The sequence below is a fragment of the Nitrosospira briensis C-128 genome, assembly GCF_000619905.2.
GTDB classification, from domain to species: domain Bacteria; phylum Pseudomonadota; class Gammaproteobacteria; order Burkholderiales; family Nitrosomonadaceae; genus Nitrosospira; species Nitrosospira briensis.
Window position 1 is genome coordinate 2,081,476 of sequence record NZ_CP012371.1, and the last position, 25,187, is coordinate 2,106,662.

Here is a 25,187-nt window from a genome sequence, read left to right on the forward strand (position 1 = left end):
CGCCCCTTTGTCGCGCATGTGTTCCCGAGCATTGTCATGCGTGCGGCAAGGCGTATAAATCAGATAGACGTTTGCTGTTCGCCAGAATTTCTTTCATTGACCGCTCTTTCATTGACGTGTCTAAACTGAATATCGTAATTCTCGCTGCCGGACTCGGCAAGCGCATGAACTCGGCGCTGCCCAAGGTTTTGCATCCCCTCGCAGGCAAGGCTCTGCTGGCACATGTGCTCGACGCAGCGCGCGCATTGTCGCCGCAAGGAATTTGTATTGTCTATGGCCATGGCGGCGAGGCCGTGCCGCAGGCGATAGACGACAAAAGCCTGACCTGGGCACAACAGGTGCCGCAACTCGGCACCGGCCACGCAGTGAAGCAGGCGTTGCCCCATCTGGATGAGCATGGTATGACAATCATCCTGTATGGCGATGTACCGCTTACAGGTGTCGAAACGTTAAAAAGGCTGATCTCGGCCGCTGGCGAAAAAACCATCGGCCTTCTGACTGTAGAGTTGGCCGATCCCTCAGGTTACGGCAGGATCGTGCGCGATGGCGAAACAGGCGAGGTCGTCGCCATTGTCGAAGAAAAAGATGCCACCACGGTTCAGCGACAAATCCACGAAATTAATACCGGCATCATGGTGATTCCGAACCGGTACCTTCATGGCTGGCTGCACAAGCTGGAAAACAACAACGCGCAAAAGGAATATTATCTTACCGACATTATTGCGATGGCGGTCAAGGATGGCGTCAGCATAAAAGTTGCCCAACCGGCGCATGCCTGGGAAACGGTTGGCGTTAATAGTAAGACTCAGCTCGCAGCGCTTGAACGGGTTTACCAGCACCAATTCGCGACCAAACTGCTGGAACAGGGCGTGACGCTGGCGGATCCCGCCCGTATCGACATTCGCGGCCAGCTCGTCTGCGGCAGGGATGTGGAAATAGATATCAACTGCATATTCGAGGGCGACGTACATCTGGATGATGGCGTGAAAGTGGGCGCTCACTGTATCCTGAAAAATGTCAAAATCGCGGCCGGATCGGCCATCGCGCCATTCAGCCTGATCGAAGCGGCTGAAATCGGAAAGAACTGTCGTGTCGGACCTTATGCCCGCATCCGTCCCGGAACCAAGCTTGCCCACGACGTCCATGTCGGTAATTTTGTCGAAGTCAAAAATAGTGCCATCGCCGCGGGCAGCAAGGCGAATCACCTGAGCTACATCGGTGATGCCGTAATTGGAAAGAACGTCAACATCGGTGCCGGCACGATTACGTGCAATTACGACGGCGCCAATAAATACCAGACGATTATCGAGGACGATGTTTTTGTCGGCTCCGATACTCAACTGATCGCGCCGGTAACAGTAGCGCAAGGTTCCACCATCGGCGCCGGCTCCACCATCACCAAAAACACGCCGCCACATAAACTGTCGCTCTCACGAGCCCGGCAACTGAGCATCGAGGGCTGGCAGCGACCGGTTAAAAAACCGAAGGGTGAGAAATAAAAACCGAAACCGCAGCATTTTCCGAATTATATTTCTTTATACCCATGCACCATTCTCAGTTTGATACCTATGTTGAGTGGGATGGGTGGAGCGGAGCGCAACCCATCAAAATTCCTGAAAACCATACAGAGGCATATTTCTTTGTCACACCCCATTTATCCGGCAAGTAGCTGATAATTGTCTTCATTCTCGGCTCGATTCCAAATCCAGTCCACGCCAACATGACGCGCGCGTAAGCTATCGCTTTGAACATCACCGGACACCCACTCTCTCCAGTATGACGTTTGTACTGCTTGTTCGCCAAACCTATAGAAGGATGCCATCAAATGTGCGGAATAGTCGGCGCAGTCGCAACAAGTAATATTGTTCCCACCCTGCTTGAAGGCTTGCGCCGCCTGGAATACCGGGGATACGATTCCGCCGGGATCGCGCTTAACAACGGCGGGTTGCACAGGCTGCGTACCACCGGCCGCGTTGCGGAACTGAGCAAACTTGCGGATAGCCAGAACTTTAGCGGCGAAACAGGTATTGCCCATACCCGCTGGGCTACTCACGGCGCCCCCTCCGAGCGCAACGCTCATCCGCATTTTTCAGGCAAAAAATCGAAAGAAGTCGCAGTCGTCCACAACGGCATCATCGAAAATCACGAACTGCTGCGCCAGCGCTTGCAGGATGAGGGATTCACATTCACTTCGGACACCGACACCGAAGTGATCGCCCACCTGATTTCGTTTCATCTGGAAAAAACACCCGATCTATTTGAAGCAGTGTGCCGTGCCATAGCTGAATTGCAGGGTGCCTACGCAATCGCGGTCATGGAAGAATCGCGCCCGGAACGCATTGTCGTCTGCCGCAACGGCGCGCCGTTATTGCTGGGGCTGGGCGAATCCGGCAACTACGCCGCCTCCGATGCGTCCGCCCTGCTACAGGTCACCCGGCGCATGATCTACCTCGAAGATGGCGATGTGGCCGAACTGCACCGCGACAGCTATCGCATTATCAATTGCCTGCATGACAGCGTGTGTAGGCAAGTGACGCGTACCGTGCAAGAAAGTGAACTCAGCAATGATGCGGTAGAGATGGGGCCTTATGCCCATTTCATGCAAAAGGAAATATTCGAACAACCCGGGGTGGTGGCCAATACGCTGGAGATGGTCCTCAATGCGCAATCCATTTCCCCAAGGCTGTTTGGCAGCGAAGCGGAGAATATTTTCAATGACACGGAAAGCATCCTGATACTTGCGTGCGGCACCAGCTACCATGCGGGGCTGGTAGCCCGTTATTGGCTCGAAACCGTAGCGGGATTGCCCTGCAATGTCGAGATCGCCAGCGAGTACCGCTACCGTAATCCTGCGGTCAGTCCGAATACCCTGGTGGTAGGAATTTCCCAATCGGGAGAAACAGCCGACACCCTGGCTGGCCTCATCTACGCGAAATCATTAGGGCACCGTTACAGCCTCGGCATTTGCAACGTGGCCGAAAGCGCCCTTGTGCGCCAAACCGACCTGCGCTTTCTCACCCGTGCGGGCCCGGAAATCGGCGTCGCCTCCACCAAGGCATTCACCACCCAGTTGGCCGCACTCATGCTGTTCACTATGACATTAGCAAAAATGCGCGGCAAATTATCCGGCGAACGCGAACGCGAGATGATTGCCGAGTTGCGGCATCTGCCCGTTGCGCTACAGAATGCGTTACAGGTCGAACCACAGGTCAAGGCCTGGGCCGAAAGATTCGCAGGGAAAAGCCACGCATTATTCCTGGGGCGCGGCATGCATTATCCCATCGCCATGGAAGGAGCCCTCAAGCTCAAGGAAATTTCATACATTCACGCCGAAGCCTACGCCGCCGGTGAACTGAAGCACGGCCCCCTCGCGCTGGTGGATAAGGATATGCCGGTAGTCGCCATCGCCCCCAACGACACGCTGCTGGAAAAACTCAAGTCCAATCTACAGGAAGTCAGCGCACGCGGCGGCGAACTCTATGTTTTCGCCGATGCCGATTCCCGCATCCAGGAAAGCGAAGGTGTCCACGTCATCCGTCTGGCGGAACACGCCGGCTTGCTCAGCCCCATCCTCCACACAATCCCCCTGCAGCTGCTTGCCTACCATGTCGCACTGCAGAAAGGGACGGACGTCGATAAGCCGCGGAATTTGGCGAAGTCGGTGACGGTGGAATAGTTCATCCTAGTAGTTAGCTTGTGGGACGCCGATGCAGTGCTTCGCGCACTATTGGTCGTCCATTGTCGACCTTGCCATTAAGTAGCGTGTTGCGGCTGCAGGGAATGTTCACGATGGCAACTGAACCAGGCTTTTGAATAGCCTTCTCTTTTTTCGACCAGATATTGCGTCTGCGTCGTTTGCCTGATGACATAGGACGATGAGCGCTAGGGAGTTATGCTCGAAGCGCTAGTCGACTTTGCATGTAAGGGCCAAGCGATTGTGTTTACTCACCACCGACATATAGCCGAAAGAGCTACGAGGCTATATCTGCCAGAAATTCTGGCACGTGTATCGCATAGCCTGACGTCTGTAGACGATCTAAGTGCCATATCCCGATTCCTTCAGCGAATTTTTAAGCAGCAGAGAAAGCGCTTTGCGAAGAATCGCAAATAGTACCGAATGCTTTCCCCGTTTTCTTGCAGCCTGCATTCCGGCTTTTGATCGTTCGGAAATCAGCGCACGCTCGAACTCGGCCAGTGCGCCCATGATATGAAAAACCAGTTTCCCGCCCGCGGTCGTGGTGTTGATACCATCCGAGAGACTTTAACTGTTTAAGGTCATCATTTGAAATATGGTCCGCCGCTATAGCAGGAACGACGCTGATTATCGTAGGCCTGGTGTCAGTAGTTGGATACAGCTTTATTCGTCGTAGACGAATAATTAGATAAGTAATGACATGGTTGCGGGATCAGAAGCCGACTACCTGAGACGTGGGCGTACGCCTGGGAGCCGTGTTACGGCTCCCAGCTCGTGTTGCGAGTGCCGGCCACGATCAGACCAGTCTTTCGATGATGTAAATCCGAACGGCTTCAACAGAGCCTCTACAAGATAAAAAGCGTCAACAGCATCATAGGGGTCAGCTCTCGAAATGGAAAACAGATCCAGCACTACTGACAGATAGAGCCAGCCCTCATGGGTGCGGATATAGTGATGTCAGTCAGCGAAGCGTCCGAGTGAATTGCATTGTTAGACAGCGTGTTCGGATTCATAACCGCCTGACCTTCTTTTTTCATTTATCCGGTTGGTTGCGGTTCGGGCCTATTACTCTTTTTTCACTTCAGCATCACCCGTTTGTCGTCTGAGATTGGCTGCTAACCGCTCGTGCTCTTCACGAAACCATTTATTTTTCTCTAATTTTTTGAGAATCTTCGTGTAATCAAGGCGATCTTCGTAGAAACCTTCAACAAGCTTCATGCTCGCGGCGGCGACGTCATCAAGAGTGCTTGGCAAGGCGTCGAACTTATTGATTAATTCCCGAGCTCGCGATTGCATAGATTGCAATGCTTGATCACGAATGTCCTCACGAATCGGTTTACCTTCTTTCTGACCGTCATCACCTTCTTTATCAGTATCTTTGCTAGCATCTACATCTCGTAAATTCGCAAGAAACTTACAGGTGCTACTAATATTTCCAGCAAGTAAGTTCACACCCTCCTCCATGCCACTTACTGATTTTTCAACCTCTCGTAATGCTGAGCGCACTCTTTGAGCGCTTACTGAATCACCCGTTCGAAAGTGAGGTGCAAATAGGTCTAAAAGCCCATCAACATAGTCGCATTGCGAGGCAACTCGCTCCTTTAAGATTCTAGATAGGTATTGTGGGTGCCCTAAATAGAAACTGAGTGCTTCCGGGTCATATATTTCCTCCGTTTGAAGCTCATACTGACGAGCAAAAATCTCTAGGCCACCTCTTACATAATCTCCGTCTGGCCCCTCTACAATCTGATCCATTGCTAATCTTATCGGGAATGTACTCCAAACAATGTGTGGCACCATCTTAACGCGTTGACTGCGTTCCGCTCTTCGCTGCCATATGGCGACAACAATGGACACCATTGGTGCAACAAATAGAGTTTGGAGCACTGTCGTCACAAATTGCTGTCGTAAGTCGAATTTCGTCCACCCCAGCCAACTGAGGGTGTCGACGATTGTGTTTTGAAGATCCATGTGGTCGTGAAATCTCCCCGTCTAACGTTTGAGTTCAGCGGCCGCCGACTTTCCCACTCGAACCAACAGAATAGATTTGATTTTCATCAAGCATTTAATTACTCCTGGCTGGATGGCCATAGGGATTCTAATTTAGAGGCCGCCAATTCCAATTCTGAATGTGATTGCTTGAGTGCCGTGGCATACCCAACCAAGGCGTTACGGCTAGCGCTTGCATTCGATTCGTTTGCAGGACTAGGCGTTTCTCGGAATAAGAAGCAATCGTGCTCCAATTTATGCAAAAGATCATTATTCAAGCGTATTGAATCAATCATGGTTCGTGCTTTTGTATATGTTGTTATTATTTGCCTTCTTAATTCCTGATTCTTGATTTTCCCGATGGAAGAAGCATTGGTATTGTAGATAGTGAAATAATCTTGAGTCAGCGGCCAATGTGAAAGCATTGGCTCATTATTAGCTAAGGCTACGATATCAGCACCCGCTCCCGCCTTATAGATTTCCCAAAGAGTTTGTATTTCATCGTGAAAGGCTTGAAGTAGCCCGCGGACGTGCTCGTTGTCTCGCTCAGCCGCCTCCTTCTTCTGAAAACGGTGCGCCAAGCACACCCCGGCTAACGTTAATCCGCCTCCTATAAGCGTTGGAACTACGTTTCCTGCAAGCATTAAAATTAGCGCATTCCACTCAATATTAATCACTAAGCCTCCAAATAATCGACTCTACGGACTTCTATGGAACCGTCTTGAGCGACTCTTCTACTCGTTTTTTCATAACACCGTCACGGAACCATGCGGTTGCTTTTGCGCGGACCGGGGTTTCAAAGTGACTTTGCATCAATACCAGCGTCTCAAACGCTGGCAGGCCCATCACTTCTTGAGACAGTACCAAGGGGATTCCTTCCTCGGCTTCGCTCGTGTTGCGCGTGATATTCCGTTCTCCGGACGAATACGTTAGTTTTTTCCGAGTCCGATTGCCGATCGACCGTGAAATATCCCCAGCTATTTTCTGTTCGTTTTGCGCAAAGACCATATGGTATGAACAGGTATTGGACTGGAGATAATGAAGATAAGGCGCGATGAAACTACGCCAGCATAATCAATCTGTTCATCGCTCAATATATCGGCGTAGCATGCCTGTCACGCTGAGCAACATGATGGGTGTCACTATTGCGCCCAATATTTCGTATATCACACTGAAAGCACGCCAAGGCCACGCTTCATCGCGAGTAGCGATCGAGCATCTATCCTCCTGCTTGAGGTCCAGTCCTGGAACAAACACATCCAGCGCATACCATAAGGAATCGATTTCTTCGCCGCAACGTTGCCCGGGTAATGCTAACGTATCTGCCCCGGAATGCCGCACAAGCACTGGCTCATCAACTTGGTAATTTGCAATATAGAAAGCACCCGTACCGACGAGCAACCATAACATAAGGAACCACGTCACGCTTTTCCCCGGAAACAAGCCATAGTCGAAACATTTCTCCATTATGCATAGAAATGGACGAATCCACTGGTGATGGACAAATCGACGTTCGAGCGAGAGTTTCGCGAGTGTGATGCGCTTAGCAACCTCATACTTGCCTTCATTATGTAATGCGCGCGCCAGTTGTTCGTAAGGTTGCGGTTCATAGACACTTTCTCCCTGTGCCGACTCAGCGCTATCCGCTTCGATGGCGCAAGCTATTAATCGGTCACGGGCGTGCTTATGAGGTTTTGCGTGGGGGCAATCATACTGCCGGGTCAACCAACCGATGTGAGCATCGGCCGTTTCGTCTATGCGTCTTGACGAACGTGTTTTCGGTTTCTCCAGTTTCGGTATTTCTGTTTCGTTAAATGCTTTTTTTGGATCGGTATTATCTTTAACTATCCTGGGCTTAACTATCTTGTCCTTACCCTCAACTCCCTCGGTTTCGACACGATCATATTCGAACCCATTAAGCTTTAGCCTTATACCGGGTCCCCAGGAACCGGATTCCCGAAGGTTATGATGAAGCACCCTGGCCTTGAGGCCACGTAGACAGACTTCCGCACGGCCTGGTGCAGTAGCAGCTTCATTCTCCCGAATTCCAGGTTGTATCAGTTGTTGCAACAAGACGGGCTCAACATCCTGGGCAATTTCTTCTTGCGTGATCTGCTCCACCTGTGCGGCAGGTAAAATCGTCCTCAACCAGAATGGCGCACTGCCAGGATCAGCTTTGATGCGTGAGTCAGTAATGATGCGTAAGGGCGATTCAAATGTAACCGGGTTTTTTTCTTCGATATCAGCTAATAATTCATCCTTGGTCATCTCCACATTGCCATCGGGATTTACGTGCAACTCAGTGCGATACAGTTTGCTGGTATAGCGCATCATGGCGATACAGCTCCAGCCCTTTTCCTCGTCTTTCTTCACCGATACCTCAGCAAATTCCACTGGAGCCGATAATCTCGCACCGCCGAGCGCTTTCTCCGTCTCGATAATAAGGAAGGCGCCTTCCTCTCTTTCATCTCCTCCCCAAACATAGGCACAGAAAAATCTCAGGTAATCCCGTACCATCGGCGCGGAATCAAGTTTCAGCATGCCACGTCCATTCAACTGATGAATTGGTGTCGACTGCCCCCCAAGCAGAATTGATTCCATTGTCGTATCCGATTGATGCTTTAAGAAAGCGATAACGGCTTTGCGTTCTTTCTCAAGCTGACATAGCGCTTCGACAAGCACCCAATTGGGATAAAAAGAAAGTGGCGCCTTATAGGCTTCGATAACGAGCACTTCCGCTGCCCGAACCCTCATCACTTTAAAATCATTTGCAATGCACGCATCCTCAATGCTGAGAGTAGGAATGGGCGTATTCTTAATGTCAGTCACGAGAGAATTCGGAGGATTTATAAATCTGAGACTATTTTCGAGATCACCAATGGAGAATCCGCTCCGATAGCTGCCGCCGTCGAAATTTATTCGATGTTTTTTCATCAGCGGCATAAATATGCCGCTGATTGACACCGACCCTCGCACTTCGGCATCCTTCGCATTCAGCGAGGCAAGATATTGTGCGTGCACCTTTAGCGCACCGCCAATGCGCGAAAGCCCCAGATCAACAGTGCCGGATATCTTTGTCAGATTGCAGTCGTTACCGATTGTTACGTTGTGCGCGTGTAGGCCGTATCCCTGATTATTCGGCGCTTTCATGGCCGTATTGTTTACATTGAGGTTGCTCCCGACATGGCTGCTCTCCAGATCAATAGAGGTCACAAGATCATCGAGAATTAGGTCGCCGCCGACTCGAAGGTTGGATGCGAGAATACTCGCGTGCGCCCAATCAGGCGGCGGATTCAGCGTTAGCCCAGTAAGATTCAAATCTCCGCCCACGGTCGCCCCACGTGCGTCAATCGGACCTTCAACAATAGTCCTGAGTGCTGAGTCGTGATTGCCGAGCAAAAAATTGTCGCGCACGCGCGCCAGGTAAAGATTTAACATCCATGAATTCTTCAAACCCTGCCGTTTGCTGATATGGACGCCACGGAGATCAAGAAAACCAATTGTGGCGCCCATCAAATCAAGTTCTCCCAACACCTCGCACTGGCAGTAATACCCTCCTGTTCCTTCTTTCCCACGGAGTGCAACTGCGCCATCGCACTGCAACGATTCGGCACGAAACGCAATCTCATCCGATGCTGAAAACACTGCAGCTTCCGCCCAGATATCGCTGCTGACGTGAGCACCCCTGACGCTTACGCCGCCTTGGGCATAAAAGCTTGGCTGGAGCATGACGAATCCATGGATCTCGGCAGCGGACAGATTTAGCGCATAATCGGGAGTATCGAATTCGCTACGCTGACCATCCGGGATTCTGAGGTGCGTTCGCTGAGCAATCACCGAGCCACCGATGCGGCAGCGGCTGGCAAAGATCTGGCAAGGGCTACCATTATCGAGCGGTGCAACATCGCTAATCTCAAGATCACCATCGAGAGTGGCGTCGGTCAGGTCAACACGTCCGGAGATTCTGCATCCACGAAGTGATAGGCGGCTAAGCCGCACATTACTGGCATTTACTGCACTGAGAATTTTCTCCTCTCCGCTGGCGCCATTGCGGACAACCGGGTTCTTTATTCCGGATCCGTCGTGGATAATGCAGTGCTCCAGCAGCAGTGGCGGCAATGGCGTCCCTGCCGCTCCTTTGCAGTCGCTCAAATCAATCTCGCCCTTGATAATGGCGCCGCGTAACCGGACGCCATGCAGACGTGAATTTGCCTCTGCATCCTTAGCCGGAGCTCGCAAACCAAGCAAGAGTTCTCGCAGAAAAATTCCACGAACGGTGTTATCGGCCTCTTCCTGCACAAAAAGCCTGGAATCTTCCTGCACAAAAAACTCGGAAAGAACCGGAAGTTTTGGGAATCCCGCCCAGTCGCCACGAAATGCCGCATCGATGAGCTCTCTTTCGAGAGCTGACATTTTTTCTTCTTTTTCAAGGATAGGCATTTTTTGCTGCCTCTAATTCGAAGAGAATTGTGGGATCTGGCTCAAAATGCTGAGCAAGTGTGCGATTCACAGCAATGATGGAACAAAGCAAGCTTGAAAAAAAGAAAGCAAAACCTGTCTGTTTACCGATGCACTTTTATTCTGTATGCCAACGTCTTCTGGCTTGGTGTGTACTGAACATATTCAGTCTAACCATAGAGGAAGAGTCTGGTAAATTCAACGCCGAAACAAACCAGAGAGCTTCAGTAAAAAATGGGGTCGTTTCAATGTGCTTCAGGAATACGGCTGGGACAGAATATGACGCAGACCGGAACCGACCGGACCGCATGGAGAACAGGCGAGAGGACCTATTTCTTTTTATCCTGGTTTGCAGCCAGCTCGCGTAGCTCCTTGAGGCGGGCCTCTACACTGGAGTTGTGGTAGAAGTCGTCGTCGCTGTTTTGCAACGCGATCTGCAGTTGTTCAACAGCAGCATGATAATTCCCCTGCCGTGAATAAACTTCGGCCTGCGCGCGATGCGTAGCCATGACATTGCCAAGTGCTGCATAGCTCTGTGCCTGTAACTTGTAAAGGCGTATGTCATTCGGAGTCAACTGCAATTGCCGGCTGACGAACTTGAGCACCTTATCGGCACCGCTATTGCGCAGGAGGGCATCTGCATAGTCATAGATTAGTGCTCGGTGGTGCGGGAATATTTGCAGCGCGGCCTGGTAGATGTCGAGGGCATCCTTGGTTTGGCCGACAGCAAGTTTGACTCGAGCCGCCAGGGTCTCGATCATGGCATGGGAAGGGGGCGCTTTACGTTCTATCTGAATGGATGTACCGAGATGATGATTTTCCAGCGCTTCATCCACCGCATCCGGCTGTAAGGTGTCGTATAGACGCTCCAGTTCCTTATCCGCGCGCAGGTAATCTCGTCCGCGCAGCAGGGCATTGATCAGCCCATAGCGCTCCACGGCCTCATTGGTGTAGCGCCTGTCCCGCAGGATGGACTCGAAGTGCTGTATCGCATCCGCCGGCTCATCGATGGAAGCGCGCAGCTTCGCCTGGACCATCCGGAAATCCATACTGTCGAGAACTTGCCGGTAAGGCATATCCTGAATGCGGTTTTCGATATCCGCGATGCGCGCATAAGTAATCGGGTGGGTGCGCAGATACGCTGGGGCGCCATTTTCATAGAATCGGGTTGCTTTCTGCATGTGCTCGAAGAAAGCCGACATCCCATGTGGATCAAATCCCGCACTGACCAATATGTTGAAGCCGATGCGATCAGCCTCTTTTTCGTGGTCGCGGGTAAAGTCCAGTTGCGATTGAATCTGGCGGGCCTGCGAGGCTACCAGAATCGCCTGCCCTGCTTGCGAATTGGTACGTGCTGCCAGGATGGCAAGGGCTGCCGCCGCCAGCGACGTCAGCATGCTATATTTCTGCGCGGCGATCATACGAGCAAGGTGTTTCTGAGTGACATGCGCTATTTCATGCGCCATGACGCCCGCCAGTTCGGATTCGCTCTCCGCCGCCAGGATAAGCCCGCTGTTGAAGCCCATGAAGCCGCCCGGCAGCGCGAATGCGTTGATCGTCGAGTCGCGGAGGGCGAAAAATTCGAACTCCTGATTGGGATGAGCCTCATTCGAGCCGAGAATCAGCCTATTGCCGAGGCTGGCAAGGTAGGCCGTTATTTCAGCGTCTTCCATATAGCTGCTGTCGGCCCGGATCTCGGACATGATCTTGAGGCCAAGCTCCCGTTCCTGGTGCGCCGACATCGTTGCCCGGGATACATCGCCGAGATCGGGCAATTCGTTGGCAAAACCATTCAGCGCAAACAATACCGGCAGAATAGCCATGACATGGCGCATTTTCATGTCGATAAGATAACGCTTCGCGACTGAAGTTCCATCATGCCGAACGGGTTGATAGCCGAAACAGGGCTGGTATCAAGAGGAGCCCGGCATGAAAAAGCTATGAAAGGAATAAAGTTGGACTGTACTTTTCCAACCAGAAACCGGGTGCGCAAATATCATCAGCATGCTTGGCCGGCTCGGCATAGATCACTTTTTCAGGAATGGACAATCCCTCACGATTGTTTCCGCCGATCGTTCATAGGGGTCACTGCTATTGCTATCCGTATTACGAGACCCACCAAGCCTAAATCGCTGTCTCATCTGTTTCTCCAGTACGTATTCTCGTTACCTGTTCGATACTCGTTACAAAGATCTTGCCATCACCGATCTTGCCGGTACGCGCGGTGTTGACGATGGTCTCGATAACGCTATCCACCAGTTTCTCGAGCACGACTATTTCGATTTTTACTTTTGGCAGAAAATCTATGACGTATTCGGCACCGCGATAGAGCTCGGTATGGCCCTTCTGTCTGCCGAAGCCCTTGACTTCGGTAACGGTCAGCCCGGTTATGCCAATTTCATTGAGCGCTTCGCACACTTCGTCGAGCTTGAAGGGTTTGATGATAGCCTCGATTTTTTTCACGGTACGTTCCTTTGAGCAGATATTCATGGAGACTGGTATCACAGTCATGCTTCAAGCTGTTCGGTTGTTCATTGAAGCGGTTATAAATTCGGAAAGCCTTCATAAAATCCGGATGACCGGAGTCCATGCGCACCATTTTTAAAATTCATCTTGATACCTCGATGTAATCGGATAGCGCCAGTCCCTGCCAAAGGCTCGCTGGGTAACGCGGATGCCCGGCGGCGCCTGGCGGCGCTTGTATTCATTCTGACGAATCAGGTGCACCGTCCGCCGTACGTCGGCTTCGGCGTAGTTCATGCCTAGAATCACCTGCAACGACAAATCCTGCTCCATATAAGCTTCGAGGATAGCGTCGAGCACATCGTAAGGCGGAAGGCTGTCCTGATCGGTCTGGTCATGACGCAATTCAGCCGAGGGTGCCCGGTTGAGGACACGTTCCGGGATAACATTACCTGAATTGTTGCGGTACCGGCAAAGCCGGTACACCATGGTTTTACTGATGTCTTTCAGTACAGCGAAGCCGCCGGCCATATCGCCGTATAAAGTGCAGTAGCCTACTGCCATTTCGGACTTGTTGCCGGTGGTGAGCACGATCGAGCCATACTTGTTTGATAACGCCATCAGCAAGGTGCCGCGTACACGCGCTTGCACGTTTTCCTCCGTGGTATCCTGGGGGTTGCGCTGGGGCAGCGTGGGAAACTCATTGGCCAGCGTATCCATGAATCTGCTGAATACCGGTTCGATGGGCAGTTCGCTATACCCTACGCCCAGCGTCTGGGCCATGGCGCGCGCATCCGATAAGCTTATATCCGCGGTAAATTGTGAAGGCATCATTACCGCTTTCACTTTCTCGGCACCCAGGGCATCGACTGCAATCGCCATCGTGAGCGCCGAATCCACGCCGCCGGAAAGGCCCAGCAATACACCGGGTATGCCGTTCTTTCCGACATAGTCCTTTACGCCAAGGCATAGCGCCTGATAAACGCTTGCTTCCAGGGTATTTGAAGCCGCGATGTAGCCGCTTATCGGAGCCGCGTTTTGCAATTCGATCAGGCCGAGCGTTTCCCCGAATTCATCGAATTGATGAGTCAGCTCGCCCTTGCTATTCATGGCAAAAGAAGCGCCGTCGAATATCAGTTCATCCTGTCCGCCTACCATATTGGCATAAACGGCGGAAAGTCCTGTTTCGCCGATGCGCTGCCGTACCAGCTGATAGCGCAAGGCTTGCTTGCGCATGTGGTAGGGCGAAGCATTCAGCACCAGGAGCACGTCTGCCCCCGCCTTCCTGGCGCGAGTGGCTGTGCCTTTTTGCCAGACATCCTGGCAAATATTGATGCCAAACTTTACCCCATCCAGTTCAAATACGCAGGGATCGGAGCCGGGTTCGAAATAACGCCGTTCATCGAATACGCTATCATTGGGAAGCAGATGCTTGAGATACGTCGCAACAATTTCGCCGTCACGTATCACGGAAGCCGCATTGTAGAGCTTGTTATCCTCGAGATGGGGATGCCCAACCAGCAGTGTCACCCCGCTCGTTTCTTTGGCCAGATCTGCAAGCGCATCCTCACATGCGAAACGAAATCCCGCCCGCAATAGCAGGTCCTCCGGCGGATAGCCCGACAGCGCCATCTCGGGCGTGATAACCAGTTGCGCACCCGCCTTCTTCGCCTGATTGGCATAATCAAGTATTTTTCGGGTATTGCCGCTCAGGTCGCCGACTGTGCAATTGATTTGTGCAATGGCGAGCTTCATGGTGTGGCGGCCGGTTGGGTTTCTGTTGACAATCGGCCGAATAATACCAGAATGAGCCGCCTTGCGCCGAAGGCCGGCAAGCGCGACAATCCCTCATGAGTGCCGGATTTGAAATAAAAATAGTCGATTCTCTTGCCGGTATTTCCGTCCCGGCATGGAATGCGCTCACCGGAGACGATCCGTTTCTGCGGCACGAGTTCTTGTCCGCCATGCATGAAACCGGGTGTGCCTCGGAAAAAACGGGCTGGCTACCGCAGTTTGTCACGCTATGGGAGGGGAACGTCCTACGTGGCGCGCTGCCGCTTTACCTGAAAAGCCATTCCTACGGTGAATATGTGTTCGACTGGGCCTGGGCAAATGCGTATCAACGCTATGGCTACCCTTATTATCCCAAACTGTTGAGCGCGGTACCTTTCAGTCCGGTGACGGGGCGGCGGTTGCTTGCGGAGATTCCTGAGCACCGCGCCCTGCTTGTCTCGGCTGCAATGAAAATGATTAAAGACAGAGGCGGGGAGGGAGTATCGTCATTTCATTGCCTCTTTCCGCAGGAATATGAAGCGCGCGAAATGGAAGAGGCGGGCATGACCTTGCGGCACGGAATCCAGTTTCACTGGCAGAACCGGGCCGGACAAGGTTATGAAAATTTCGAGATGTTCCTGGCGGGGATGAGTCATGGCAAGCGCAAGAAAATCCGGCAGGAAAGACGTAAAGTACAAGCTGCAGGCATCCATTTTCAGTGGTTGTCTGGAAATGACATCAGTGACGATCACTGGCATTTCTTCATCGATTGTTATAACAAGACCTACGACGAGCACCACTCCATGCCCTACCTCAATCTGGAATTCTTCATGCGGATTGGCAAAAGCATGCCGGAGAATGTGCTCCTGATTCTGGCATTGCGCGACAATGAACCGGTCGGCGCCGCCCTCAATTTACACAGCGCACATACGCTATACGGTCGCTATTGGGGTACGAAGGAATTTATATCCGGTTTGCATTTCGAGACTTGCTATTATCAGGCTATTGAATACTGCATCGCACATGGCATCAAGTTGTTCGAGGGCGGCGCACAGGGAGAGCATAAGCTCGCGCGCGGTTTTCTTCCCGTCCGCACCTGGTCGGCGCACTGGCTGGCGCATCCCGAATTCGCCAAGGTCATCGGAAGCTATCTGGAGCGGGAAGCGCAGGACATCGGTCATTATCTGGACGAATTGAACGATAGTTCACCGTTCAGGAAAGAATAGATGGGATAATTGCCGGGTTTCGCCGCCTGGACGGTACTTTCACCCGGCGTGCTTTACGGGCTCGTAAGGAGCGGCGTCCAGTTCAACTTGCTTTTCAATGGGGCGTCCTGTCCCGCAAAGTCGCGCTAATCCATTTTCAGAGTGTGGATTTACTCCTTTTGGAGCTCGAATCCGGTTTCGGCAACCTGCGCATATACTGCTACCCTCTATATTCATTCGCATTGATTCTTAACCCGGATGTTTCATAAATTGACGCGTGCCCTTGCTGGTCTTTTGTTTCGTATGAAAATTTCGTTCAGTCGGGCGTATGAATAACTACGCCACTCTTTCACAAAATCTCCCTAAAAAACAAAATCCTGCGCAATCATCACGCGAATTTATGAAACATCCGGGTTAAATCAATCCCCAGGAATCAGATGATGGAATTGGATACCTGTAAGGTGCGCTTCTCCCGGTTTATTGAAGACATTTAACTGAGATAGTGAGAGTCACTCCCTGCTGTAAAGACAAGAACTGGAATTTTCTAAGATAATACATCTCAGCCAAAAATGCCTAGGAGAGTTGACTCATTGAAGACTGTTATCATTGTCCCAACATACAACGAACGGGAAAATATAGGCCCTCTGATCGAGGCGCTACAGCATCAATTTGAGAAGCTGCCCCACGACATGCATGTACTCGTGGTGGATGACAATTCACCGGACCGAACTGCGGATTTTGTTCGCGAATTACAGGCCGGCTATTCCAACTTGCATCTGCTTATGGGGGAGAAAAAAGGCCTGGGGGTCGCCTACATCCGGGGAATGCTGCATGCGATGGACGAATTAAACGCGGAAGTCGTGTTTGAGATGGATGCCGACTTCTCACATAAGCCGGAGGATGTGCCGCGACTGATGGCTGAAATCGATCATGGGGCTGATTTTGTCATCGGTAGCCGCTACGTGCCAGGCGGGAGCATTCCAGAAGAATGGGGGCTATATCGTCGTCTGAATTCGCGATTCGGAAATATCGTCGCACGCTATCTGGCGGGAATTTATTCGGTGCGTGATTGCACTGCCGGTTTTCGGGCAATCCGCACATCCATTTTGCGCCGCATCGATTTTGCCAAGCTCGGGGTGCAAGGCTATGCATTCCAGGTTGCGCTGCTCCACGCGGTGACGGTTGAGAAGGCCAGAATTGTTGAAGTCCCGGTCGATTTTATCGATCGCTGCTATGGCGACTCAAAACTGGGGTTGCGAGATATCGTCGAATTTGTCGCGAATGCATGGTGGATACGTTTCGAGAGTTCAAAAACCTTCATCAAATTCTTGGCTGTCGGCGCCACAGGCGTCACCGTTAATCTCGGATTTTTTACCCTGCTACTTTTTTTAGGCTTGAACAAATTTGTTGCTTCACCTATTTCCATAGAAATATCAATAATATCCAATTTCCTTTTCAACAACTACTGGACATTTCGCGATCGCAACACCAAGGACAAAACCAGAATAAAAGGCCTTAAATTCAATACGGTCTCCCTGCTCTCGCTAATCTTGAGCTACGGCACCTTCGTCATACTTTCCTTATTCTTTCCTGACGTGCAGCCTCAGGTTCACCAATTCATCGGGATCATACCCGCCACCTTGATAAATTACTTCCTCAACTCCTATTGGACTTTCAAGCATGTCGAAGACTGAATTCGGGAATTGCACGGTTACCTGTTTGGCCGCAAAATATATCTTGCAGCGTAGCGTAAGCAGTCACATTAAATAATACATATCTAACCCGGATGTTTCATAAATTGACGCGTGCCCTTGCTGGTCTTTTGTTTCGTATGAAAATTTCGTTCAGTCGGGCGTATGAATAACTACACCACTCTTTCACAAAATCTCCCTACAAAACAAAATCCTGCGCAATCATCACGCGAATTTATGAAACATCCGGGCTAAACCAATCTCGATGAAATATTGCAGTAATTGTGGCACTTTGGTGGAATTGCGAATTCCTGAAGGCGATACGCTGCCGCGTTACGTTTGTTCCGCTTGCAATATTATTCATTACCAGAACCCCAAGATCGTGGTGGGCAGCATACCCGAATGGGGAGACAGGATATTGCTGTGCCGCCGAGCCATCGAGCCGCGCCAGGGCCTGTGGACATTGCCGGGGGGCTTCATGGAAAATGCCGAGACCCTGATTCAGGGCGCCGAACGCGAGACTTTGGAAGAAGCCAACGCCCGGGTGGAAATGGGAGATCTTTATTCCATCTACAATTTGCCTCATATCAACCAGGTGCACGTGTTGTTCCGTGCACGGATGCTGGATCTCGACTTCAAACCGGGAATTGAAAGCCTGGATGTCAAACTTTTCCACGAAGCGGAAATTCCTTGGGATACGCTGGCTTTCCGTGTCATTAGCGAACCTCTGAGACGCTACTTTGAAGAGCGGCGCAAAGGAAAGTTAGGCTTCCACATGGGTACCATAGAAGCGCTTCAAAAATAATTTTTCAAATTGGAAAAGCCCCGCCAGAAGATGTGTTTCGTCCTCGCGGGAACGGGTCAGGTTTATTTTTATCGCGGGATACGGATTATAAGAAATGAAGTAGAAATGAAGTGGCGTACGTAAACGTACTTCATACCTGCGATTACGCTGCCCGCAGCGAGTCCACGATATTCAGGCGTGCGGCCCGTACAGCCGGGAGAAAGCCGCCGACCACGCCCATGATCAGGGCGAACGCAAATGATTTAAGGATAATTTCGAGATTCAGGATAAAGCTGAACGCCAGTTCGGAGAAGGACTGCCAATTCATGGTGGAAATGGTAAAGAACTGCATGAAAGACGCCATTGTCAAACCGATAACGCCGCCCGCCGCGCCGAGCATCAATGCTTCCACAAGAAATGCAGTAAGAATATTTCCGCGGCGAAAACCCAATGCGCGCAAGGTACCGATTTCCGTGGCGCGATTGGCAACCGAGGCGTACATGGTGATCATTGCACCGATGATCGCGCCTGCGGAAAAAATGATTGACAACATCATCCCCAGGTAGCGGATGAAATTTGCCAGTACTTGCGATTGCTCCGCATAGAAAACGCTTTCCCGCTTGGCTTCCAGAGTAAGGCGGGGATCCTCTTCAATGCGGGACTTGAGTTGAGGAAACGTTGCCGCGTCGTTCAGCTTCAGTATCACTGAAGAATAGACTGGTCTGCGAAATGCCTGCATCAGCTGGTCCACGTCTCCCCAGATCTCCGAATCGAAACCGCTTTTACCTGCATCCATAATGCCGACCACGGTCCATTCACGTTGCGCGAAGCGCAACGTTTCGCCCACACCTGCGCCTTTATAACGCTCGGCAATATTCTTGCCCGCAATAATTTCCGTCGAGCCGGGAAGGAACATGCGCCCCTCCGTGATTTCCACCTGGGGGCGTAGTTCGATCCCCTTTTGTCCGACGCCGCGTATCAATACGTTTGAGGCTTTATTGGAGTCGCGCTTGGGAAGAGAGATCAATACGATGGTTTCCTTCGATGCAAGGCGCGCACCGTCTATGCCGTAGGCAACTTCCGGCTGGTTTTCGACAATGGCGGCCTGGTCGCGCTCAACGAGACTCTGCACTTCCGTCCCGGCGGAACGACGCGTAACTATTACATTATCGGGAGACCCTGTTTCCACCATGGTTTTCCTGAGACCCTCCTCCAGCATCAACACGGTTGCGAATACGAAAACCACCAAGGCCATTCCGCAGGCGGTGAGCAGCGTAGTCAATTTGCGTGCGGCGAGATTGCGCCACGTGTATGAAAGAGGGACCGACATAATCAATATGAATAAGCTACCCGATGTGACGAAGTCCTTCCACAATAGACACTTGCGACGCGCGCAACGCAGGTATCACTGCTGCAATAAAGCCGACTGAAATTGCGGCGCCAACCTGCATGAAGACCGTTTCCAGTGAGACGCCGAATACCGGAAACAGTGTACCCACCTGTTTGCTGAATGCATGGGCGACCGGAAAAGTAAGCAGAATCCCGATCACCGCACCTGCGAGCGCAATAGCCATGGACTCGCCATAAATCAATCCGCTAAGGAAACGCGGGCCAAAACCCAATGCCTTGAGCGTGGCGTACTCGCGGATGCGTTCCCGGGCGGTCATTGCCATGGTGTTCGCCATTACCGCAAGGATGATGAATATCACCACGAACGAAACGACGCGTATCGCCACCACGATGGCTTCGGTCATGGCAACAAAACCCAGTTGGAACGCCTTCTCTGTTTCGGTAAGGGTTTCTGCGAGAGAGTTTCTGAACAATGCGTCGATTTCGGTCGATATTTCCGCAGCCCTGTCGGCATCCGAGATTTGGATTATGTATACACCTACATGATTGGATCGGCGGGTAATAGTCTTTTTCAACGTTTCATTGAGGTAATCCCAGTGAAAGAAAAGTTGCGAGGTGTCCGTTCCCGCTTCAGCGCCGTCATAAATAGCGCGCACCGTAAAACTCCATGCACCTGGGTAAATCGTTCCCCGAAGAGGGATTGTATCGCCGACCTTGAAGCCATACGTATCTGCCAGCTTGCGGCCGATTACACAGCCCTTGCGGTCGGTGCGGAATGCTTTCATTTCCGCCGGCGGGATGAGGTATTCGGGATAAAGATCGAAATAGGTTTTTCCATCTACCGCGAACTGCGGGAAAAAGTTTTTCTCGGTAATATAGACTCCGCCAAACCAGTTCGCATGACTGATTGCCGACACGCCCGGAATTTTACGAATCCGCTCCTGATAGTTGATCGGTAGCTGAAACACCAGCGAAATCGAGCTTCGCGTCACCAGGCGAGTGGAGGAAGCGTTTTCCGCTCCCGCATACCAGGCATCAACCACTGTCCGTAGCAATCCGAAAGCGAGTATTGCCACCACCAGGCCCAGCACAGTCAGTCCGGTGCGCAGCTTATGGCGCAGCGTATTTCTTGAAATAAGCTTCAGGAAATGCATTTTTGCAGCAATTGCGCCATAGCGTGCCGTGGAAGAAACGTTGTAAAAAGCAAAGGAGAACGCGCCATACCGCCGCTTACTGTTGGGGGGCTACATCCAGTTCGCCTTTTTCGAGATGACGAATCGAATGGGCTGATTTGGCCGCATGCGGGTCATGCGTCACCATAATGATCGTTTTGCCCATCTCGCTGTTCAGGCGCGCAAGCATGGCGAGAATATCGTCCGCCGATACCCGATCAAGATCTCCGGTGGGTTCGTCCGCCACCAGAATGAGCGGGTCGGTAATAAAGGCGCGGGCGATTGCCACACGTTGCTGCTGACCGCCGGACAGTTCAGAAGGATAGTGCGCCATACGGTCAGTCAGACCTACCATCGACAACGCAAGTTCGACGCGCTCCTGTCGCTCGCTACGCGAAAGTGTTGTCAATAACAACGGCAGCTCAACGTTCTCAAACGCGGTCAGTACGGGCATGAGGTTATAGAACTGGAAAATGAACCCGACATTGGCAGCTCGCCAGTCCGCCAGCTCCGCTTCGGAAAGCACGGCGATATCGATTCCGTTAACTTTCAGCGAACCGCTGTCGGGCTTGTCGATACCTGCGATAAGGTTGAGCAACGTACTTTTGCCGGAGCCGGAAGGGCCCATCAACGCGATGAAATCGCCCGGCATGATGTCGAAAGAGATGTTGGTTAAGACAGGCACCACTTGTCCGCCACGGCAGTAGGATTTGGTGAGTTGCCTGATCTCGACAATCGATTTGGAAGCGTTTTCCATGCAAGCCCTGCTGCCTTTTATTTGGCCGCTGTTTTGACCTTGTCGCCGTTGTCGAGCCTGTCTCCCGGTCTCAGTATTACCTTGTCGCCAGCCTTGGCACCTTTCAGGACTTCAACCATATCGCCAATTTTTTCGCCGGTGTCAATGGACGTCTCAACCGCCTTTCCTTCCTTTAAAAGGAATATGACGCTCCTGCCATTTCTCTGCGTGATCGCGTCGGACAATACAGCAACGCGCGCAGTGCGCTGGTCAGCAGCCATCTCTTTTTCCAGGAACGCGACCTTGGCGCTCATTTCCGGCAGCACCTTGGGATCATGGTCGACAAATCGTATTTTTACCAACACAGTCGCTTTAGCACGGTCCACCGTCGGCACGATGCGCTGTACCATGCCGCGCAAACGCAGATCGGGAAGTGCATCCAGCTGAATTTCGCAAGGTTGCCCGAGTTTTACTTTTGGCAAATTGGATTCGGATACATCGGCTTCTACTTCGAGCGTATCCATGTCTGCCATCGTTACCACTGCGCCCTTGGCGTCAAGCGCGGAAGAGAAGGGAGTGACGACGTCCCCGATATTCGCGCTTTTCGTCAATACCACTCCATCGAACGGCGCACGGATCAGCGTTTGCTCCACCGCTATCCGGGCTGCGCGGTGATTTGCCTCGGCTACGGCGACCTCGGCGCCGAAACCCCGAAGGGCAGCCTGAGCCTTGTGATACCGGGCAGTGACAGTATCGTATGCGAATGGCGAAATGAAGCCCTTGTCGAGCAACTCCCCATTCCGGTTGAATGCTGCCCGGGCATCGACCAATTCTGCTTGTGCCTGCTGCAGGTTCGCCTTCGCTACGTTGACGCTGGCCGCTGCCTGGTCCATCGCTGCGGTGACATCGGCATTCTCCAGTCGCGCAATGATTTCGCCTTCCGTTACCTTGCTGCCTTCTGTTACCCCTAACCATTCCACCCGTCCGGTAGCCTTGGAGGCCACTGCTGCCTTCCGCTGCGCAACCACGTAACCGGTGGCGTTGAGCAATGTGAATGATTGTGACGGATACGCAGTGGTGATGGTGGTCGACTCCACCTCTATCGCCATGCCGCTTCGGAAATAGAGAAACCCGAGCACCACAAGCATTGCAGTGATCGCGAGCCAGGCTGCGAGGGGGAAGCGCGTCTTGTGCGTACGCCCCGTTGCGGCGCTGCTCCGGTCTATCTTCAGCCTGGAAAGGTCTTCGTTGGTCACGGCAACATCTCGGATAATTCAACGCCGCGATTATGAAGTAGAAGCATTGTTACGGCTAGAAGCCTCTGGCTCAGCCCTGCGCGGCCATGAGGGTAATTCAGGGGCAGGATGAGAAGGATGAGCAGGCGAATGGCAGGCACTCTCCTTCTTGATTGTGACAGCGGTTTCGTGGAAACCTGTCAGCAATAAGAATGACGCGTAATTTCTGGCAGTGGAAAGGTCTTACTCAAGCAACACCATCCTCGAACGCGAAAGCGGAGGATTGTTTGCGAAATATCGCTTGATGCCGGCGAGTATGGCGTCGGCCAGTTTGTCCTGATACGCGCTATCCTTCAGTTTCTTTTCCTCATCCGGGTTACTGATGAAGGCTGTTTCAACCAGGATTGAAGGGATGTCAGGCGATTTGAGGACGGCGAAGCCGGCCTGTTCCACGCTGGTTTTATGCAGGTGGTTGATATCGCCGATTTCTGAAAGCACTTCCCTGCCGAGCTTAAGGCTGTCGTTGATGGTTGCCGTTTGTGACAAATCAAGCAAAGTTTGCTTGAGATAGGGGTCCTTGATATCCAGATTGACTCCGCCGATCAAGTCCGCGTCGTTTTCTTTTTTTGCCAGCCAGCGCGCAGCAGCCGAGGTCGCGCCACGTTCGGACAGTGCGAATACGGAGGAGCCGCGTGCATGCGGCTTGATGAATGCGTCGGCATGAACGGATACGAACAAATCGGCGTTCACCTGGCGAGCCTTTACCAAACGCATCGGCAGCGAAATAAAGTAATCCCCTTCCCGCGTCAGCGCGGCCCGCATATTGGGTTCTTTATCTATCTTGGCTTTGAGTTTTTTGGCGATCGCCAGCGTGATATTTTTCTCATGTGTGCCACGTTGGCTTATTGCCCCAGGATCCTCCCCACCATGTCCAGGGTCGATGGCGACCGTTATGAGACGTATCATCTCCGGCTTATGCTTTTTGGACGTCAAAGCGCGCGCGGACCTGGTTTCCGCTTTTGAATTTATATTAGTGTCGGGATTGGCATCAGTTTGTAATGTCGCCGTGGTATTTTCGTTAAGAAGCGCCATCAGCGGATCGGGCGGAACAACGGGATAAAGATCCAGCACCAACCGGTGCCCGTAGTCGCCCACGGGTTTGAGCGCGAAAGCTTGCGGCACTGCTTGGGTTTTGAGGTCCAGAACCAGGCGCAATATGCCCGGTTTGAAGCGGCCGATCCGCACTGCCTGGATATAGGGGTCGGCGGCGTCAATTCTATCCGCGAGTTTTTCGAGTTCGGGCGTTAGCACGACTTGTTCCAGATCGATCGCAACGCGATCCGGATTTTTTACGATGCTGAGCGAATACTGTATAGGCAGGGCTGATTCCAGCGTGAGGCGGGTATACTCCGGCGCCGGCCAGACACGGACCGAACTGACCTTGATATCAGCGAAGGCGGAATTGCAGAGCGTCAGAAACAGGAGTACAGCCGCCACGAACCAAGTGACGAATATGGGGTGGGTACGAACATTGCAACAATCGGACATTGCCGCGTTCAAGGGTTTTTCAGGGATTGCCAATGTTTCAAACACAGTCTACCGGCCTCCGTGTCTGCCTGAATTTCCACATTGCGGCCAGTTTCAGCAATATGGAACAGAAAACTCAAATCGGCCTTGGGCAATAGGCCAGCTGCCTTTTCAGGCCATTCCACCAGGCAGATCGAGTTTGCGTTGAAATATTCCCGGAAACCTGCTTCTTCCCATTCAAAGGGATCTTTGAATCGATAAAAATCAAAGTGATAGAAGTATAACCTAGAAATTTTATAAAGTTCAACCAAATTGTATGTGGGGCTTTTTACTTTTGCGTGATAACCCAGGCCTCGGAGGATTCCTCGCGTCAGCGTCGTCTTGCCGGCACCGAGATCGCCATTCAGGAAAATAATCAGGCCAGGATGCAATATGGTTGCGATTTCCGCGCCGAGCGCCAGCGTTGCGGCTTCATCGGGAAGATCGCAATTGGCGTGATGACGGCTAGTGTGATGCATGACTGTCAGGAAAGGTATGATGCGCACTATGCAAGAAAAAATCTCCAAAGATCCGCTGCAGATTTTCCCGGATCCGGCGATTTGATTTTACCCAGCTCGCCGAGCCGATCAAAGCCTGAGGTAATAAACCCGGTTTTCAGGATATTGCCGATGCGGGCGCGGAGATGACGCGGGCCGAATCGGGTTTGCTGGAATGGCTGAGGAAAGGTTACCACGGCGAGATGGATTATATGGCAAAGTACGATACACGACGTACCCGTCTGGCGGAACTCGTTCCCGGCACGCTGCGTGTGATCTTGGCGCGCATGAACTACATTCCGTGAGCGAGACATAGCTGGGCAGTGGTCCAGGATGGGATGGTGCATTTATTTCCCGATATGCCTGGGGACGAGATTGCCACTACGTACTGCGCGGACGCCTGCAAGAGCTTGCCGATAAAATTACCATGGACCAAGTGCATCGAGATTCGCCCAACCCAGGCTGTTATCGCGCCATACCGTCTGGATGCCGGGCACTGCATTGCAAGAGCGCCGGGACGACGTTTCGTCCTTGATACGCGAACACGCGCGTGGACATCATATCGGCATGAAGA

General features: G+C 52.1%; 21 protein-coding genes. 7 read left to right on the forward strand and 14 right to left on the reverse strand.

What is annotated here, in order from left to right:
* Positions 1–116: 116 nt before the first annotated feature.
* Both glmU and glmS read left to right on the forward strand, forming a co-directional pair.
* Complete coding sequence (gene glmU, locus F822_RS09475; protein WP_197272810.1) at positions 117–1,499, forward strand: bifunctional UDP-N-acetylglucosamine diphosphorylase/glucosamine-1-phosphate N-acetyltransferase GlmU; 1,383 nt, start codon at positions 117–119, stop codon at positions 1,497–1,499.
* A gap of 326 nt (positions 1,500–1,825) precedes the next feature.
* Positions 1,826–3,676, forward strand: a complete 1,851-nt coding sequence (glmS, locus tag F822_RS09480) for a glutamine--fructose-6-phosphate transaminase (isomerizing) (protein WP_025040878.1) — start codon at positions 1,826–1,828, stop codon at positions 3,674–3,676.
* Between the two features lie 360 nt (positions 3,677–4,036).
* Here glmS and F822_RS16025 read toward each other — a convergent pair whose 3' ends face one another.
* The 8 genes from F822_RS16025 to F822_RS09515 all read right to left on the reverse strand — a co-directional run bounded on the left by F822_RS16025 (position 4,037) and on the right by F822_RS09515 (position 14,359).
* A complete protein-coding gene (locus tag F822_RS16025; RefSeq protein ID WP_407938236.1) occupies positions 4,037–4,246 on the reverse strand; it encodes a recombinase family protein in 210 nt (69 codons plus the stop codon).
* A 513-nt stretch (positions 4,247–4,759) separates the two neighbouring features.
* Entirely contained in the window at positions 4,760–5,665 is a 906-nt protein-coding gene (locus F822_RS09485; protein ID WP_025040877.1) for a hypothetical protein, read from the reverse strand.
* 98 nt (positions 5,666–5,763) lie between these two features.
* On the reverse strand, positions 5,764–6,360 hold the full coding sequence (locus tag F822_RS09490) for a hypothetical protein (protein WP_025040876.1): 597 nt from the start codon (positions 6,358–6,360) through the stop codon (positions 5,764–5,766).
* A gap of 31 nt (positions 6,361–6,391) precedes the next feature.
* Complete coding sequence (locus F822_RS09495) at positions 6,392–6,739, reverse strand: type IV secretory system conjugative DNA transfer family protein (RefSeq protein ID WP_269430537.1); 348 nt, start codon at positions 6,737–6,739, stop codon at positions 6,392–6,394.
* A 27-nt stretch (positions 6,740–6,766) separates the two neighbouring features.
* Positions 6,767–10,096: a hypothetical protein gene (locus F822_RS09500; RefSeq protein WP_156304385.1), complete on the reverse strand. Its 3,330-nt coding sequence runs from the start codon at positions 10,094–10,096 to the stop codon at positions 6,767–6,769.
* 374 nt (positions 10,097–10,470) lie between these two features.
* The gene (locus F822_RS09505) at positions 10,471–11,982 is read right to left on the reverse strand and encodes a M48 family metalloprotease (RefSeq protein ID WP_025040873.1); all 1,512 of its coding nucleotides are present in this window, start codon (positions 11,980–11,982) and stop codon (positions 10,471–10,473) included.
* A gap of 283 nt (positions 11,983–12,265) precedes the next feature.
* The gene (locus tag F822_RS09510) at positions 12,266–12,604 is read right to left on the reverse strand and encodes a P-II family nitrogen regulator (RefSeq protein WP_025040872.1); all 339 of its coding nucleotides are present in this window, start codon (positions 12,602–12,604) and stop codon (positions 12,266–12,268) included.
* Positions 12,605–12,742: 138 nt separating this feature from the next.
* Complete coding sequence (locus tag F822_RS09515) at positions 12,743–14,359, reverse strand: NAD+ synthase (protein ID WP_025040871.1); 1,617 nt, start codon at positions 14,357–14,359, stop codon at positions 12,743–12,745.
* A gap of 95 nt (positions 14,360–14,454) precedes the next feature.
* On the opposite strand from F822_RS09515, the gene F822_RS09520 reads away from it, so the two are divergent.
* The 3 genes from F822_RS09520 to F822_RS09530 all read left to right on the forward strand — a co-directional run bounded on the left by F822_RS09520 (position 14,455) and on the right by F822_RS09530 (position 18,078).
* Positions 14,455–15,603, forward strand: a complete 1,149-nt coding sequence (locus F822_RS09520; protein WP_025040870.1) for a GNAT family N-acetyltransferase — start codon at positions 14,455–14,457, stop codon at positions 15,601–15,603.
* Between the two features lie 569 nt (positions 15,604–16,172).
* Positions 16,173–17,276: a glycosyltransferase family 2 protein gene (locus F822_RS09525; RefSeq protein WP_025040869.1), complete on the forward strand. Its 1,104-nt coding sequence runs from the start codon at positions 16,173–16,175 to the stop codon at positions 17,274–17,276.
* A gap of 262 nt (positions 17,277–17,538) precedes the next feature.
* Positions 17,539–18,078: an NUDIX hydrolase gene (locus tag F822_RS09530; protein ID WP_025040868.1), complete on the forward strand. Its 540-nt coding sequence runs from the start codon at positions 17,539–17,541 to the stop codon at positions 18,076–18,078.
* 142 nt (positions 18,079–18,220) lie between these two features.
* Here the strand turns inward: F822_RS09530 and F822_RS09535 are convergent, their stop codons facing one another.
* From F822_RS09535 to tsaE, 6 genes are all read right to left on the reverse strand, one after another.
* Positions 18,221–19,387, reverse strand: a complete 1,167-nt coding sequence (locus F822_RS09535) for an ABC transporter permease (protein WP_025040867.1) — start codon at positions 19,385–19,387, stop codon at positions 18,221–18,223.
* A 16-nt stretch (positions 19,388–19,403) separates the two neighbouring features.
* The gene (locus F822_RS09540; RefSeq protein ID WP_025040866.1) at positions 19,404–20,561 is read right to left on the reverse strand and encodes an ABC transporter permease; all 1,158 of its coding nucleotides are present in this window, start codon (positions 20,559–20,561) and stop codon (positions 19,404–19,406) included.
* Between the two features lie 76 nt (positions 20,562–20,637).
* Positions 20,638–21,336: an ABC transporter ATP-binding protein gene (locus tag F822_RS09545; protein ID WP_025040865.1), complete on the reverse strand. Its 699-nt coding sequence runs from the start codon at positions 21,334–21,336 to the stop codon at positions 20,638–20,640.
* A gap of 17 nt (positions 21,337–21,353) precedes the next feature.
* Positions 21,354–22,571 (reverse strand): efflux RND transporter periplasmic adaptor subunit, encoded by a 1,218-nt coding sequence (locus F822_RS09550; protein ID WP_025040864.1) that lies wholly within the window; start codon positions 22,569–22,571, stop codon positions 21,354–21,356.
* Positions 22,572–22,793: 222 nt separating this feature from the next.
* Positions 22,794–24,098: an N-acetylmuramoyl-L-alanine amidase gene (locus tag F822_RS09555; RefSeq protein ID WP_051536661.1), complete on the reverse strand. Its 1,305-nt coding sequence runs from the start codon at positions 24,096–24,098 to the stop codon at positions 22,794–22,796.
* Between the two features lie 8 nt (positions 24,099–24,106).
* Positions 24,107–24,595 carry a tRNA (adenosine(37)-N6)-threonylcarbamoyltransferase complex ATPase subunit type 1 TsaE gene (gene tsaE, locus F822_RS09560; protein ID WP_025040862.1) on the reverse strand — a complete coding sequence of 163 codons (489 nt, stop codon included), beginning with the start codon at positions 24,593–24,595 and terminating at the stop codon, positions 24,107–24,109.
* Between the two features lie 164 nt (positions 24,596–24,759).
* Between tsaE and F822_RS15760 the strand changes: the two genes are divergently transcribed.
* Both F822_RS15760 and F822_RS15765 read left to right on the forward strand, forming a co-directional pair.
* Positions 24,760–24,918 carry a hypothetical protein gene (locus F822_RS15760; protein ID WP_231623454.1) on the forward strand — a complete coding sequence of 53 codons (159 nt, stop codon included), beginning with the start codon at positions 24,760–24,762 and terminating at the stop codon, positions 24,916–24,918.
* Positions 24,919–24,962: 44 nt separating this feature from the next.
* Positions 24,963–25,148 carry a QueG-associated DUF1730 domain-containing protein gene (locus F822_RS15765; RefSeq protein ID WP_231623603.1) on the forward strand — a complete coding sequence of 62 codons (186 nt, stop codon included), beginning with the start codon at positions 24,963–24,965 and terminating at the stop codon, positions 25,146–25,148.
* Positions 25,149–25,187 lie beyond the last annotated feature (39 nt).

Excerpts from the sequence above, each read along its gene's own strand:
- F822_RS09555 (WP_051536661.1), bottom strand. The coding sequence starts at position 24,098 with ATGTCCGATTGTTGCAATGTTCGTACCCACCCCATATTCGTCACTTGG.
- F822_RS09520 (WP_025040870.1), top strand. The coding sequence starts at position 14,455 with ATGAGTGCCGGATTTGAAATAAAAATAGTCGATTCTCTTGCCGGTATT.
- F822_RS09540 (WP_025040866.1), bottom strand. The coding sequence starts at position 20,561 with ATGCATTTCCTGAAGCTTATTTCAAGAAATACGCTGCGCCATAAGCTG.
- F822_RS09535 (WP_025040867.1), bottom strand. The coding sequence starts at position 19,387 with ATGTCGGTCCCTCTTTCATACACGTGGCGCAATCTCGCCGCACGCAAA.
- F822_RS15760 (WP_231623454.1), top strand. The coding sequence starts at position 24,760 with ATGACGCGGGCCGAATCGGGTTTGCTGGAATGGCTGAGGAAAGGTTAC.
- tsaE (WP_025040862.1), bottom strand. The coding sequence starts at position 24,595 with ATGCATCACACTAGCCGTCATCACGCCAATTGCGATCTTCCCGATGAA.
- F822_RS09515 (WP_025040871.1), bottom strand. The coding sequence starts at position 14,359 with ATGAAGCTCGCCATTGCACAAATCAATTGCACAGTCGGCGACCTGAGC.
- F822_RS09500 (WP_156304385.1), bottom strand. The coding sequence starts at position 10,096 with ATGTCAGCTCTCGAAAGAGAGCTCATCGATGCGGCATTTCGTGGCGAC.
- glmS (WP_025040878.1), top strand. The coding sequence starts at position 1,826 with ATGTGCGGAATAGTCGGCGCAGTCGCAACAAGTAATATTGTTCCCACC.
- F822_RS09505 (WP_025040873.1), bottom strand. The coding sequence starts at position 11,982 with ATGAAAATGCGCCATGTCATGGCTATTCTGCCGGTATTGTTTGCGCTG.
- F822_RS09530 (WP_025040868.1), top strand. The coding sequence starts at position 17,539 with ATGAAATATTGCAGTAATTGTGGCACTTTGGTGGAATTGCGAATTCCT.
- F822_RS09545 (WP_025040865.1), bottom strand. The coding sequence starts at position 21,336 with ATGGAAAACGCTTCCAAATCGATTGTCGAGATCAGGCAACTCACCAAA.
- F822_RS09485 (WP_025040877.1), bottom strand. The coding sequence starts at position 5,665 with ATGGATCTTCAAAACACAATCGTCGACACCCTCAGTTGGCTGGGGTGG.